This is a genomic window from Paraburkholderia sp. MM6662-R1 (assembly GCF_050436245.1).
Lineage (GTDB): Bacteria > Pseudomonadota > Gammaproteobacteria > Burkholderiales > Burkholderiaceae > Paraburkholderia > Paraburkholderia tuberum.
The window spans coordinates 810,144-824,675 of sequence record NZ_JBNDLV010000003.1; the positions used below are offsets into that span (position 1 = coordinate 810,144).

The 14,532-nt window shown below is 61.2% G+C and carries 9 protein-coding genes; 2 read left to right on the forward strand and 7 right to left on the reverse strand.

What is annotated here, in order from left to right:
- Positions 1-11: 11 nt before the first annotated feature.
- Positions 12-2,927: a molybdopterin oxidoreductase family protein gene (locus OKW39_RS26540; RefSeq protein WP_090811442.1), complete on the reverse strand. Its 2,916-nt coding sequence runs from the start codon at positions 2,925-2,927 to the stop codon at positions 12-14.
- Between the two features lie 477 nt (positions 2,928-3,404).
- Between OKW39_RS26540 and OKW39_RS26545 the strand changes: the two genes are divergently transcribed.
- A complete protein-coding gene (locus tag OKW39_RS26545) occupies positions 3,405-3,656 on the forward strand; it encodes a hypothetical protein (protein ID WP_090811444.1) in 252 nt (83 codons plus the stop codon).
- Between the two features lie 86 nt (positions 3,657-3,742).
- On the opposite strand, the gene OKW39_RS26550 is transcribed toward OKW39_RS26545, so the two are convergent.
- Positions 3,743-7,255 (reverse strand): pyruvate carboxylase, encoded by a 3,513-nt coding sequence (locus OKW39_RS26550; protein WP_429564037.1) that lies wholly within the window; start codon positions 7,253-7,255, stop codon positions 3,743-3,745.
- Between the two features lie 903 nt (positions 7,256-8,158).
- Entirely contained in the window at positions 8,159-8,776 is a 618-nt protein-coding gene (locus OKW39_RS26555) for a transposase (protein WP_429332381.1), read from the reverse strand.
- Positions 8,777-9,217: 441 nt separating this feature from the next.
- Here OKW39_RS26555 and OKW39_RS26560 point away from each other — a divergent pair, with 441 nt between their 5' ends.
- Complete coding sequence (locus tag OKW39_RS26560) at positions 9,218-11,668, forward strand: glycoside hydrolase family 15 protein (RefSeq protein WP_429564038.1); 2,451 nt, start codon at positions 9,218-9,220, stop codon at positions 11,666-11,668.
- On the opposite strand, the gene OKW39_RS26565 is transcribed toward OKW39_RS26560, so the two are convergent.
- The 4 genes from OKW39_RS26565 to OKW39_RS26580 form a co-directional block, all read right to left on the reverse strand.
- Positions 11,665-11,913 (reverse strand): hypothetical protein, encoded by a 249-nt coding sequence (locus tag OKW39_RS26565; protein WP_429332383.1) that lies wholly within the window; start codon positions 11,911-11,913, stop codon positions 11,665-11,667. The genes OKW39_RS26560 and OKW39_RS26565 overlap by 4 nt on opposite strands.
- Before the next feature lie 269 nt (positions 11,914-12,182).
- Positions 12,183-12,986: a transglutaminase-like domain-containing protein gene (locus tag OKW39_RS26570; RefSeq protein ID WP_090811454.1), complete on the reverse strand. Its 804-nt coding sequence runs from the start codon at positions 12,984-12,986 to the stop codon at positions 12,183-12,185.
- 310 nt (positions 12,987-13,296) lie between these two features.
- Positions 13,297-13,533 carry a hypothetical protein gene (locus OKW39_RS26575; protein ID WP_184058717.1) on the reverse strand — a complete coding sequence of 79 codons (237 nt, stop codon included), beginning with the start codon at positions 13,531-13,533 and terminating at the stop codon, positions 13,297-13,299.
- A 269-nt stretch (positions 13,534-13,802) separates the two neighbouring features.
- The gene (locus OKW39_RS26580; RefSeq protein WP_429563900.1) at positions 13,803-14,522 is read right to left on the reverse strand and encodes an IS6 family transposase; all 720 of its coding nucleotides are present in this window, start codon (positions 14,520-14,522) and stop codon (positions 13,803-13,805) included.
- Between the last annotated feature and the right edge of the window lie 10 nt (positions 14,523-14,532).

Consider the following 14,532-nt stretch of genomic DNA (forward strand, 5'->3'; position numbering starts at 1 on the left):
CAGGGTCCTCCTTACTTTCGCTTCACCGAATTGCGCAGACGCTCCGCGAACTTGCCGCTGCCCGCGAAATACGCCTGAACCTTCGCCACCGGTCCAGTGGAACCCGGCAGCGGCTGCATCGGCTTGAACTGCGGCAGCGTGTGGTCGGCGTCCGCCTCGGCGGGATAGACGCGCACGCGCACGTCGTACCACGCGGCCTGTCCCGTGATCGGGTCGGAGTTCGAGAAGCGCCGCTCGCTGTCCCCGTCAGGCAGTTCTTCGGTGATCAGGTGGTTCAGCAGAAAACCCCGTTGCGACTCATTGGCATCGGGCCCGAGATTCCACGCGCCCGCCGCCTTGCCAATCGCATTCCATGTCCACACCGTCCCCGGCTCGACAGCCTCGCTGTAGCGCGCCATGCACCGGACCTTGCCCCATTGGGATTCGACGTAAATCCAGCCGCCGTCCTCGATACCGTTTTCCTGCGCCATGCGCGGATTCATGTAGAGATAGTTTTCGCCATGGATCTGTCGTAGCCACGCGTTCTGCGAGTCCCACGAGTGGTACATCGCCATGGGGCGTTGCGTCACCGCGGCGAGCGGATAACGCTCAAGGTCGGTGGCGCCAAGCTCGAGCGGTGCGTACCAGAACGGCAGCGGATCGAAATAGTTTTCGACACGAGCGCGCAGGTGTTCGGGCGGCTGCCGCCCCGCCGTCCTGCCTTGCGCGGCAAGGCGGAATTTCTGCATCACATCCGAATAGAGCTGAATGATGATCGGCTCGCCGAACTTGCGGAACCCCTTTTCGACCGCGAACTTCATGTACGGCCCGTTGACGTTGCGCATGTACTGCATTTCTTCGGGCAGCGTGTAGTGGAAGACGCAGTTGTTCTTCGCGTACTCCTCCCACTGCCTGGGATTGGGCTCACCCACGAGCGCCTTGTCGCCATCCTTGCCGCGCCAGCCGATCAGGAAGCCGACACCCGAATCCGGCGCGGTCTGGAAGTTGACGATGAAGTCCGGATAGTCCTTGAACTTGCGGTTGCCGTCGGCTGTTGTGAACGCAGGCAGCTTCAGCCGGCTCGCCAGTTCGACGAGCACCTCCTGGAACGGCCGGCACTCTCCGGTTGGCGCAAGCACGGGCACACGCACGGAATCCACCGGACCGTCGAACTCCGAAATCGGCCGGTCAAGCATGGACATCGCGTCGTGCCGCTCGAGGTAGGTCGTGTCCGGCAGGATCAGATCGGCGAAGGCCGTCATCTCCGACTGGAACGCGTCACACACGACCAGGAACGGGATCTTGTACTGCCCGTCAGGCCTGCGGTCGACCAGCATCTTGCGGACCTCGCTGGTGTTCATCGACGAGTTCCAGGCCATGTTGGCCATGAAGATCAGCAGCGTGTCGATCGGGTACGGGTCGCCGCGCCATGCGTTCGTGATGACGTTGTGCATCAGGCCATGCACGGCGAGCGGGTATTCCCACGAGAAGGCCTTGTCGATGCGAACCGGCTCGCCCGCCTCGTCGATGAAAAGGTCGCCGGGTGCAGCGGGCCAGCCGAGCGGCCCGGCAGGAAGCGGGGTATTCGGCTTGACGTCGTTCGGGCTGTTGGGCGGTTTCGCCGACGGCGGTACCGCGCGCGGATACGGTGACTTGTGGCGAAAGCCACCGGGCCGGTCGATGGTGCCGAGCAACGACATCAGCACGGCCAGCGCGCGGATCGACTGGAAGCCGTTCGAGTGCGCGGCGAGCCCACGCATTGCATGGAACGCGACCGGATTGCCCGTCACGGTTTCGTGCTTCACGCCCCACGAATCGGTCCACGGAATGGGCAGCGTGATCTTGTGGTCGCGCGCGGTCTGCGCCATTTCGCGCGCAATGCGCCGGATCGTCTCTGCCGGGATACCGGTAATGCCCTCCGCCCACTCAGGCGTCGTGTACGCGACACGCTTGCGCAGCATCGAGAAGGACGGTGAGACCGGACTGCCGTCGGGCAACGCATAGTGCCCGTCAAGCGCCGGCTCTGCACCGGGGGCATGGTGGACGACCGCCTGCTGGGTATGAACATCCCACCACATATGGTTCTGCGGATACAGCGGGTTGACTTCGGGCGCCGACGGATCCTTGACGAACAGCCCAAAAGAATCACTGTCGGCCCGCATATCGAGCAACTCGCCGGCGTTGGTGTATCGCTTGACGAATTCATGGTCGAACGAGTCGGTCCTTATCATTTCGTGGATCAGCGCCATGAACAGCGCCCCATCCGTACCGGGACGAATCGGCACCCACTCGTCGGCAATTGCCGCATAGCCCGTGCGGATCGGATTGATCGCGATGAAGCGGCCGCCTGCGCGCTTGAACTTCGAGAGGGCGATCTTGAGCGGATTCGAGTGGTGGTCCTCGGCCGTTCCGATCATGATGAACAGTTTCGCGTGATCGAGGTCCGGGCCGCCGAACTCCCAGAACGAACCGCCGATCGTGTAGATCATGCCCGCAGCCATGTTCGCCGAGCAGAAGCCGCCGTGGGCCGCGTAGTTGGGCGTGCCGAATTGCTTCGCGAACAGGCCCGTGAGCGCCTGCATCTGGTCGCGTCCGGTAAAAAGGGCGAACTTCTTCGGGTCGGTCGCGCGCAGATGCGCAAGGCGCCTCTCGATCATATCGAGCGCCACCTCCCACGAGACGGGCTCGAACTGCGCGGTGCCCCGCTCCGCGCCGGGCTTTCGCATCAGCGGTTGCGTCAGGCGCGCCGGTGAATACTGCTTCATGATCCCCGACGAACCCTTGGCGCAGATGACGCCCTGGTTCAACGGGTGTTCCGGGTTGCCGTCGATGTAGCGCACCTCCCCGTCGCGCATGTGGACGCGGATGCCACAGCGGCACGCACACATGTAACAGGTCGTGGTTTTGACATCGAGCTTTTCGTCTTGCTGGCGGGCGCCTTGCTCCATCCGAGCCTCCATTCGTTGGCGTGTCCGGACAAACGTTCAACGCGGTCCGGTCAACCCTGTATGGTAAGCGCAAGTGGTAGATATCACAACTTTGTAGTTGTGATATCTTCTATATGATAAGCCGATAGTTCCACGTCGCATCGACGCACGGCCGCTGTGCGCGGACCGGGAAACCTCGGGTTGTACCTAGTTGCGCCATCAGCTATTTCCCCTAAAAATTCCATTTCTCTATCCTGGGGCCGGGCCTTTCGATCTGGCCGCGATCCGGGTTACGCCGGCTTCCTGCCGCCTTGGGCCAAATATTTCCGGCTCCACGCTTTTCAGACGCCCTTGGTCAAACGTCGACTCCGGCGATTGGACGCATCGCCGTCACCGTGGCCATCACCTCGGAAAACACGGACCTCGTCGCCGAAATCTGCTGCCGCCAAGCGTGATCAATCGAATGTGGGAAAGATCGATCACAACGAAGAGTCAATAATGGGTTTGATCCTGCTAATTGCCGGCGTACTGACAACCAGTGCTGCGGGCTACCACTACGTGGCCTATCCCGATCGCGATGTCGCGATCCAGGCGGCCTATTACCTCGGCCAGTCGGCCGGCATGGGAAACGAGGACTCTCAGGTCAAGTTCGATGAACGCTTCCATGGCGACAAGGACGCGCGCCTCGCATATGAGCACGGGATGAAGAGCGTCGAGCCCCCGGGCAACGCTCGCGTCGACATCCAATAAAGCGGGGCGACTCGCCTGGGCTTTCTGCATAGACTTGTTCTATGCCCGAGCAGGCCTACCCCACCTCAGATGAGATGTTCGCTACTTCAATCGCTCGCCGCTTTTACCTCGATGAGCAGATCCTTCGCAGCTACGCGCTCACCCGGCAGTACGTGCACCGCAACGATTTCGCAGTCACGTTCGGCCGCGATGTGCGTCTCCATCTTCATCGCCTCCAGGGCGACCAGCGTGCTACCGGCTGAGACGCGCTGCCCGGGTTGAACCGAGACGGTCACAATCGAACCCGGCATGGGCGCTGCGATATGCCGTGGATTGGCTGGATCGGCAACCGGCCGGCTCGTACGCGCCGGCCCCGCCAGCACGGTACTGCGCTGCTCGATGACGGCCGTGCGTGACTGCCCGTTCAATTCGAACTGGACCTTGACCATGCTCTCGTCGACATCGGCGTGCTGTCCCTGCAGCGACACGAGCAGTGTCTTGCCCGGGTCGATATCCACCGCGACTTCTTCCTGCGGCTGCAGGCCGTACAGGAACGCCGGCGTGGGCAACACGGAGGTGTCGCCGTACGCGCGCAGGTGTGCGTGGTAGTCGGCCGTCTGCTTCGGATACATCAGGTACGAAGCGAGCTGTCTGTCATCGAGCGGGTGTTCGCAGGCAGCCTCGCCTTGCGCGCGCGCCACGTCCAGATCGACTGGCTGAAGCTGATCGCCGGGCCGATATGGCGCGGGCGGATTGCCCCGCAAGACCTTACTCGACAACTCCGCCGGAAAGCCGTCGGGCGGGAAGCCGAGCTCCCCTTTGAACAGCGACACGACCGATTCGGGGAAAGCGATATCCTTCGCCGGATCGCACACGTCAGTCGCGCTCAGATCGTTGGCCACCATCATCAGTGCCATGTCGCCGACCACCTTCGAGGTCGGCGTCACCTTGACGATATCGCCGAAGATCCGGTTGACGTCCGCGTAGGCGCGCGACACCTCCGTCCAGCGATGTTCGATCCCGAGCGAGCGAGCCTGTTCACGCAGGTTCGTGTACTGGCCCCCCGGCATCTCGTGACGGTAAACGTCCGCCGTGCCGGCCCTGATCTCCGATTCGAACGGCGCGTAGTAGCGACGCACACCTTCCCAGTACATCGACGCTTCGTGCAACCGATCGAGACTGAGCCCGGGATCGCGCTCGCTGCCTGCCAGCGCAGCGGCAATGCTCGAGAGGTTCGGTTGCGAAGTGAGGCCGCTCATCGCATCGAGCGCGCCGTCGACTGCATCGCAGCCGGCATTGATCGCGGCGAGTGCCGAAGCGGCCGAAATACCGCTGGTGTCGTGCGTATGGAAGTGAACAGGCAAACCGGTCTCTTCCTTGAGCGCCTTCACGAGCGTGGCGGCAGCCTGTGGACGGCAGATGCCCGCCATGTCCTTGATGCCGAGAATGTGCACGCCGGCGCGCTGGAGTTCCCGTGCGATGCCGACGTAATACTTCAGGTCATACTTCGAGCGGGACGAGTCGAACAGATCGCCCGTGTAGCAGATCGCTCCTTCACACAGTGCCCCGCTCTCACCCACCGCATCGATGGCCACACGCATGTTGCGCACCCAGTTCAACGAATCGAAGACCCGGAACAGGTCGACGCCGGCACTCGCCGCCTGGCGGACAAAGAAGCTCACGACATTGTCCGCGTAGTTCGTATAGCCTACTGCGTTCGAACCACGCAGCAGCATCTGGAACAGGATGTTGGGCACCCGTTCACGCAACTGCGCGAGGCGTTCCCACGGGTCTTCCTTGAGGAAGCGCAGCGCGACGTCAAACGTCGCGCCGCCCCAGCACTCCATCGAGAAGAGCTGCGCAAGCTCGCGGGCATAGAACGGCGCGATCGGCAGCATGTCGCCGGTACGCATGCGCGTGGCGAACAGCGACTGGTGCGCATCGCGCATCGTCGTGTCGGTCAGCAGTACCTGCTTCTGGTCCAGCATCCAGCGCGCGAACCTTTCGGCTCCAAGTTCGCGCAGGCGGTCTCGCGTGCCCGCGGGCATTGGGCCTGGCGTGTCCACTGCGGGGATCACCGGCCTCGACAGCGGCAACGCAGGCAGTGCACGGCCGCTCATTTCCGGATGCCCGTTGACGCTCACCTCCCCGAGGTAACGCAGCAACTTGGTCGCACGGTCACGACGTTTCGTGAAGGCGAGCAGTTCGGGCGTCAGGTCGAGGAAGCGCGTGGTGACATCGCCTCGTCCAAAGGCCGGATGATTGATGACGTTCTCGAGGAACTGCAGATTCGACGCGACACCGCGAATGCGGAATTCGCGCAGCGCGCGGTCCATCCGCCGGATCGATTCGGCGGCCGTCGGCGCCCACGTGGTGACCTTGACCAACAGCGAATCGTAGTACGGCGTGATCACCGCGCCACCATACGCAGTGCCGGCGTCCAGCCGCACGCCGAAGCCTGCCGCGCTGCGGTAAGCGGTCAGCCGCCCATAGTCGGGCAGAAAGCCATTGTCGGGGTCCTCGGTTGTGATCCGGCATTGAAGCGCATGCCCGTTCAGCGGAATCTCCGCCTGAACCGGTACTCCGGCGGAACGTTTGCTGATAGCACCATCGTGATCCAGCGTGTCTTCGGCGAGGCCGATCCTGCCGCCTTCGGAAACGCGAATCTGCGCCTTGACGATGTCGACTCCGGTGATCATCTCGGTGACCGTGTGCTCCACCTGGATGCGCGGGTTGACTTCGATGAAGTAGAACTTGCCCGAGTCCGCATCCATCAGGAACTCCACCGTGCCGGCATGCGTGTAGCCGACCGCCCGCATCAGGCTTAGCGCCGATTCGCACAGCCCGGCGCGACCTGCCTGATCGAGATACGGCGCGGGTGCCCGCTCCACGACTTTCTGGTTGCGCCGCTGCACCGTACAGTCGCGTTCGTAGAGATGCACGAGGTTACCGTGCGTGTCTCCGAGCACCTGCACCTCGACATGGCGTGCGTTGCGCACCAGCTTTTCCACATACACTTCGTCGTTGCCGAATGCAGCGAGCGCTTCCCTTCGGGCCGCGGCAAGCGCTGTCTCGAGATCCTGCTCGCTTTCCAGCACCCGCATGCCTCGCCCGCCACCGCCCCAGCTTGCCTTGAGCATCAGCGGGTAGCCCACTCCCGCCGCAAGACGTTTGCATTCGTCGAGATCGCGTGGCAAAGGGTCCGTCGCGGGCATCACCGGCACGCCGGCAGCGATCGCCGCGTTACGCGCCGCCACCTTGTTGCCGAGCACGCGCATGACTTCCGGGGAGGGGCCGCACCAGCGTATGCCGGCGTCGATCACAGCCAGCGCAAAATCGGGATTCTCCGAGAGGAAACCGTAACCCGGATGAATGGCGTCGACCTTCGCTTGCCTCGCTATCCGCAGGATGTCGTCAATATCGAGGTAGGCCGCGAGCGGCTTTTTGCCCTCACCCACCAGGTAGCTCTCATCAGCCTTGAAACGATGAAGGGCGAGTCGGTCTTCCTTCGAATAGATGGCCACCGTACGGATGTCCATCTCAGCGGCCGCCCGCATCACACGGATCGCGATCTCGGAGCGGTTGGCGATCAACAGGGATTTGATCGGAAGGTAGTTCATGATAGGCAGGGACTCGTATGGGGTCGCGACGCCTGGCGAACCAGGCGTCGCAAACGGACAGCAGTTGCGCCAGCCGTCAGAGGCGGCTGAAGGAAAAGCGCCTGAAGGTACTCATCGAAGGCTAGCCCCTGGACAGGACCGCGTTCGCCGGAAACCTCCATAGGCACGCAGATTCCGTCGCCCGGAACAGAGCGGGGCGACCGGGCAGTTCAAATGTTGTGAGATCTACGTTGGTCCCGACGCAGGGACCGATCCAGCCAGGACAAGCCGTAATTACGCCCCGGCTCAGTCAAGACTGGCAAACGGCACGTGCGAATCCATCCAGTCGTAGTGACCGTGTGCCGTCGCCCACGCCCAGTTCGAGACGGGGTGAGAGGCAACCTTGCGACTCTCGTCGTGCGAGCGGCCGACTTGCATCCGCTCTTTCACATCATGCTCGGCGTGTAGCGGTTGTCTCCCGTTTGCTCCGTGGTTCATTCTGATCCTTACCCTCTGAAATTGATGGCATGCACGCCCGACCTGTCCATGAGGAAGGATCCGGTCGGCGCGCCCTCGAACGCTCGCCAACTTACCCGCGCGCGAATCCTCGCCATAGGAGCAAGGAACGGACCAAGCTGTCCTTCGATTGAAATGCCATTGATTTATCGACGTTTTCCAAAAACGGATCAACCTGCCGGTTTCAACATTGAATGATCAGGTTTCACTTGTGCACGCCGCATTGCTTCGAAAGACTTCCTTACTTCTGTCGCGCAACGACGACGATTGTGGCGAGAGAGATCCAATGGCTAGTTGCTTTATCAACTTTATGTAAGCCGCGGCCGACGGATGGCCCCCATGACTCTGCCGCGGCCCATCCCGCGTCCCGCAAGGCGCGAAAAAACTCGCTGCACGGCGTAATGCCGTTCAGTTAAGGTCTCTTTTAAGGACTCGAACGGTATAACGAAACGGTCGGGATTTGACGGTTCGAGCGCAACTGCGCCCGGACCGTTTCTCATTGGGAAGTTGCCTGAGCCGCTCATGCAGGCGCTTGAGCAGCGCAGGCAGTTTGCCGTACGAGCGCGTCACGGCCGCCCATGTCATCTCGTACTGAATGGTGTGGAACGCGCGGATGAAGCTCAGTTCATCGGGTGCATGTCCGGGCGCAAGTGCGGCTTTGGCCATCTCCAGACGTATCAGGTTATAGGCGATCAGCGCGCCCCAGAATTCCTGGTAGACGCCTTCCACGGTCTGACTGCGAAGGGTCAGCTCCATGCCCAGCATCGACTGCTTCAACTCGTGGTAGCGGGTCTCGATCTGCCAGCGACGCTCGTAGCACGACACAAAGTCGGCAGCCTTGAAACGTCTTCGGTCAGTCAGGGACGTCGCTACCCTCTCCCGACGCAGATGCGATACATCCGCGAAGTTGTTGCGGGACGACCTAACCCATGACGCCGTTGACCTAAGTCGCGCCAACCACGGTGCCGGCAGGCCGAGAAAGCAAGGTGCGTGTCCGGCGGTTGAATGGTCGCTTAGCGGGCGCATGCCACTGCTATGTGTCCGGTTACCGGTCGGGGCGAATGACGCCTCTTGGCCGAACCCCGAAGTACGCGACTTCGCCAGTTCCCTCCTTATTCCACGCTGCTGTCGTCCGCCGTAGAGGCTTATCAGGCGAAGTTTACAGCTTCGCCTCCCCCTCGTGGCCGATGCCCCGACTCCCCCCCAGGCCGCTGAACGACGCGGCGGATCCGTAGCCAACGTAATCACGATCACACGCCGCACTTGGAAACGACTTCTACATGCTTGTGATGGAAGGCGCGCCGGCAAGCGTCCCTCCGAACTGTCGCTGATTGAGCGGCCCCACGTGTGCCTCTCTATGCACGTCAAAAGCGCTATCCTCGATAGCAACAATGCGTAGCATGCCCGCTCTTCTGCTCATCACGTGGATTTCTGATCGATCGAAGCAAAGATATGGAGTGAGATGCGATGGCAAATCTGCTTGAATCGAGTCCGGCTCCGGGCGCACCTGGCAATCCGCTGAACTGGAGCCGCGCGGACAAAGACGCCGTCGGAACGGCGTACTCGCTGTCGAGCCAGGTCTGGTACACGACAGCAGGCGGCATCCTCACGGAAATCTACTTCCCGGACGTCGATACCCCTCAGGTACGAGACTTCCAGCTGATCATTACCGACGGGTCGACCTTCTATCACGACGCGCAGAAGGACTTCGACCATCGATGCGAATGGCCGGAGCCGCCCGCCTTATCCTGCCGGCTCACATCCCAGGCGAAAGGGCAACCCTACACCGTCGTGCAGGACGTGATCGCCGAGAAGGGTTCGGCCTGCGTGCTGGTTCGCACGACCCTGCAGGGGGACCAGGATTTCCTTAACAAACTGCACGTCTATGCCTTGTTGACGCCTCACATGGCGGGATACGGCGCTGGCAACACCGCGCATCGCGTCAGCACCGCAAATGGCGATCGCCTGGTCGCGACGCGTGACCATTACTGGCTCGCGCTGGGCGCCGACTGCGGCTTCGGCACGACGAGTTGCGGCTTCGTGGGAGTGAACGATGGCTGGACCGACATCATCGCAAACAAGCGCTTGCCGGTCTGGAACTACGACGCAGCAAAGGACGGATACGTCGCCGTGACGGCGGAGATCAACCGCGCAGGGCAGAATCAATTCGTTCTGGCACTGGCGTTTTGCGTCGACGAACCGACGCCGATTACGCAGAGCACGCCCAACAAGGCGCTGACCGCCGTATCCGAGGCGCTGGCCTACCCCTTCGACGGACCCGCCGACCCATACAGCCACAAGCAAGCGTTCATCCAGGGGTGGAACGACGCTGTTCGCGACCCGTTCCAGCCCAAGGCGAACATTACGGGCGATGGCAATGCGCTTTTCAACATGAGCCGCAACGTGTTGCTCGCGCATGAAGACAAGACGGCCGACGGCGCACTGGTGGCTTCACTGAGCATCCCGTGGGGACAGACGGTGCGGGACCTCGCTGCCGGCTACCACATGGTCTGGCCGCGTGACATGTGCCAAAGCGCACTCGCGCTGCTGGCCGCGGGCGCGCAGGATGCGCCCCTACGCGGGCTGATGTTTCTCGCTGCGTCGCAATTGGCGGATGGTAGCTTTCCGCAAAAGTTTTTCATTGACGGCGAGCCTTGGCGGGACAATGCCTCGCAGCTCGACGAATATTCCTTTCCAATCATTCTGGCCTATCACTTGAGCGAAGCCGGTCTGCTGCGTCAGTTCGATCCCACCGGCATGGTGCTGGCCGCAGCAGGCGCATTGATCAAGAACGGCCCCATGACTCAGCAGGAACGATGGGAAGAACTCGAAGGATACTCCCCTTCGACACTGGCATCGAACATCGCGGCGCTAGTCTGTGCGGCTACTAAATGGGCGGACGCCAGCACTGCCCAGTTCCTGCTCGAATACGCAGATTTTCTGGAATCGCATCTAGAGACATGGTGCGCCGCTGCGGAAGGCTCACCGGTTCCGGGCGTGACGCAGCACTACATTCGAATCTTGCCGACGCACGTCAATGGCGTCTTTAATTCTCCAGAAAATCCAGATACCGCCCAAGTAAGCGTCTGGAACAAAGACTACAACGCAAACACCATCGTGGACGCGGGTTTTCTCGAACTGGTGCGCTATGGCATTCGCGCCGCGAACGATCCGATCATCGTCAACTCGGTCAAGGTAGTCGATGCAGTAATCAGAAAAATTCTGCCGCAGGGGCCTGCCTTTTACCGATACAACCACGACGGTTATGGTCAAGGCAATCTCGGCGAGGACTGGTACGACGGCGCTACCTTCGGCGTTGGTCGACCCTGGCCGCTGCTCACTGGCGAACGCGGTCATTACGAATTGGCCGCCGGTGGCGACCCCACCCCCTACATCCGCGCTCTCGAGGCGTTCGCTGGAACGCGCGGTCTGCTTCCGGAGCAAGTGTGGGATCTGCCCGATCTGGCAAACCCGCCCTTCGTCACTGGCGGGCCGACTGGCTCTGCCATGCCGCTCGCCTGGGCCCACGCCGAATACATCAAGCTCGTTCGCTCCACTTCGGACGGTCGGGTCTTTAACCACCTGAAGGTCGTCGCCGATCGTTATCAGTCTCAGCCCGGCCAAGCGCCGCGCGCTCGCAGCAATATCGAAATCTGGAACTTCAACCGCCCGCTGCCGTCGATTCCGGCCGCCACGACAATTCGGATCCCTTTGGCTGCGCCTTTCCGCCTGCGCTGGACGATCGACGACTGGGCCACGTCGGAGGACAGCGAAGCCACCGCAACGGCGCTCGGCATCTACTACGTCGATCTGGTCACGCAAGCAGCCCAGGCCGGTTCATCGCTTGCATTCACCTTCTTCTGGACCTCGAGTCAGACGTGGCAAGGGCAGAATTTTTCCGTCGCCCTCCAATCCTAAGCGATGCGTCGCCAACGGCAGACAATTGCTTCTGTCATGGAGAAACACACGACTTCATCTAAGCCGTCCATGATCTCCATGACGCTGGAGAACCGCACGTAGGTACGCGGGTCATCGAACTGTTTGATATTCCCTTTGACGAGCAGCAGGTCCCAAGCGGGCTCGGTGTTGTCGAGGGCCAGATAGAACGCGCCGATGTGCGCGATGAAGTTGCGGGCGCTGGCCAGCCGGTTAAACCACTTCAAGCCCTGAGTCAGTCCGTCAAGCGTTTCGAGGGGGCCTCGCCGTCTCCGTCCAGGAGCACAGCGCTCATTCGCCGAGTAACTTTGCTGGACATACTCCGCCGCACATCCGGTCGCCCATAGTCCACCGAACGACTGACGCGTGGAACGGGTGAACGACGCGGTGACGCTCAGGCGCGCAATCAATTAGGCCAGCGCGGTCCAAATGCTTACGTTACCGGGAGGGGATTCAAAAATTCCCCGTCGGCTCAGCAATGGCCAATTGCGCGCGGTTATTCCTGATCGCAATGCACCTTGAAGTGCGTTAGCACGGCGGCCCCAAACGCATTGCTTATCGCAACATCGGCGGCGTCGCGACCGTATGCCATCAAAACGCGCCCGATGCGCGGTGCGTTGTTACGCGGATCGAAGGTTTGCCAGCTACCCCCTACGTAGGCCTCAAACCACGCCGCGAAATCCATCGGCGCTGCGACGGGGGGCAAACCGACATCGCTGATATAACCGGTGCAGTAGCGAGCCGGAATATTCATGGCGCGGCATAGCGTGATGCCCAGATGGGCGAAGTCCCGGCAGACGCCTCTTCGTTCGCGGTAAACGTCCGCTGCGGTTTTGGTCGGCCGCGCATGCCGGTAATCAAATGCGATATGCCGGTGCACGAAGTCGCAGATTGCGAGAACAGTCTCGCGGCCCGGCGCGCACTGTCCAAAAACCTTCCACGCGACGTCGACCATCAAATCGGTTTCACAATAGCGGCTACCCAATAGGAAAACGAGCGTATCGTCGGGCAACTGCTCGACTGGATGGCCCCGACCGTCTTTCGGACGCGTTTCCATCGCATTTGGCACATTCAGAAGCGCGGTCGTGCTCAAGCCAACACGCCCGGCGGGCGCGATTATCCGCGTGCACAGGTTGCCGAACAAGTCGCGGTACTGCCTCGTCGCCACCGGCGGATCGGTAACGAGCAGATCTGCCTCGACAATATCCTTTGCATGCGAAAAGTGCGTGTTCAGCATCAGCATCATCGGCGTCGGTTGTGAGCACTCGTACGACAGTTCGTATCCGACGCGAAGCTTCATATATTTATCCTGTTCGTCTGATCCCGGAGGTGGGGGCTGGCAACTCAAAGGCGTGCGGCCCGAGACAGCCACAACAGATGATCCCACGACGCCGGGCGTCACGCTCGCATTCAAAAACAATCGCCGCTACCTGGCCTGAGCGGCCCTATCGTCTGTCGAAATGAAATGAACGCCGTCTCCCGGTGAGAGATTGGGCCTGACGCCAATGCTCTCAACGGCGACGACCGTCGTGCGTGTGACGTCGAACGCAGCTAGTGACCGTACTCGGCGGGACGAGTGAGTGTGTCGAGGCGGCGAAACAGGAATGGAATCAGCCAGTCGGGCCAAGCAGCAGGTCGATTGCGGCTTGACCGGCGACTTCCCCAACCAGGTAGGCCCATCGTTCAGTAAAAGGGCCGTTGCGCAGCGCGATCCGGCCCCCCCGCGCGCCGAGCACTTCGAGGTTGGTACCGCCTTTGATCTGGACAGTCACGTTGAACGTGTCCTCCGCAGCCGGAGTCAACTCGACGTGAATCTCGAAGCCACGATAGGTGATCACTCGTTGCATGAAAGCCTCCATGTCGTTATCGGAGACTAACACGCGAACGTTGCATGGCTCATACGGCTACAGCCGCTGATCCCGTACGAGGTCGGTAACCGGTGTCGTAATTCTGCTTGCAGAGGCGTTCGAGACGGCAATTGCCTATTGGTTGAACTGCGCCCCGAGTACTGATGGTCCTGACAGACGCGCCGAGCGTCGGGAAGGGACCGGGTGCCGCGAGAGGTTCTGGTGCAAATAGGCTGTCTGGACGAGAAGGTCTCGATAAAAACGATACCTTATCGATAAGACAGGACCGCATTCCATACGGTAGGTACAGTGGCATCTTTGAGGCCGAGCTTTGCGAGGTTGAACTGGCCTTTGCGGATGCGATGCATCAACTCAATGCCGGCCAGAGTGATCGCGGCGTTCCTGAAACGCTTGAAGCCGAGCATGGCATTGGTCCGGGACTTGATGTGGCGATGGTCCTGTTCGATCAGATTGTTGAGATATTTCGAAGATCGAACCTTCGTGCCCTCTGGCATCAGGCCGTCGGCCTTCATCTCGCGCACAGCACGGTGTGAGGCGGCATAGCCATCGAGTGTAATGGTTTGCGGCGGCCGCCCCTGATGTTTGATTGCCTTGTTGAAAAAGGCTCTGGCCGCGTTCACGTCGCGTTTCGCCCTGAGCAGGAAGTCAACCGTCTGGCCCGCCCGATCTACTGCCCGATAAAGATAGACCCATTTACCGCGGACTCTCAGGTACGTTTCGTCGACGCGCCACGACGTTCCCGCAGGCGTGCCGAACCGGTTCCAGCGCTTGACGAACTCCGGCGTGTAACGCTTCACCCAACGCAGGATCGTTGTGTGGGCGAGCGACAGGCCGCGCTCGGCCATCATCTCGACGAGATCACGCAGGCTGAGCTTGTAGCGTAGATACCAGCGCACGCACTGAATGATCACATCGCGGTTGAAGTGACGGCCTGAGAACAGATCGCCCATGTTTTTAAGCTTGCTCATTATCGAATCA

Bases quoted from the DNA above. Each gene is read 5' to 3' on its own strand.
- OKW39_RS26555 (WP_429332381.1), bottom strand. From the start codon at position 8,776: ATGCGCCCGCTAAGCGACCATTCAACCGCCGGACACGCACCTTGCTTT.
- OKW39_RS26550 (WP_429564037.1), bottom strand. From the start codon at position 7,255: ATGAACTACCTTCCGATCAAATCCCTGTTGATCGCCAACCGCTCCGAG.
- OKW39_RS26580 (WP_429563900.1), bottom strand. From the start codon at position 14,522: ATGAGCAAGCTTAAAAACATGGGCGATCTGTTCTCAGGCCGTCACTTC.
- OKW39_RS26560 (WP_429564038.1), top strand. From the start codon at position 9,218: ATGGCAAATCTGCTTGAATCGAGTCCGGCTCCGGGCGCACCTGGCAAT.
- OKW39_RS26570 (WP_090811454.1), bottom strand. From the start codon at position 12,986: ATGAAGCTTCGCGTCGGATACGAACTGTCGTACGAGTGCTCACAACCG.
- OKW39_RS26545 (WP_090811444.1), top strand. From the start codon at position 3,405: ATGGGTTTGATCCTGCTAATTGCCGGCGTACTGACAACCAGTGCTGCG.
- OKW39_RS26540 (WP_090811442.1), bottom strand. From the start codon at position 2,927: ATGGAGCAAGGCGCCCGCCAGCAAGACGAAAAGCTCGATGTCAAAACC.
- OKW39_RS26575 (WP_184058717.1), bottom strand. From the start codon at position 13,533: ATGCAACGAGTGATCACCTATCGTGGCTTCGAGATTCACGTCGAGTTG.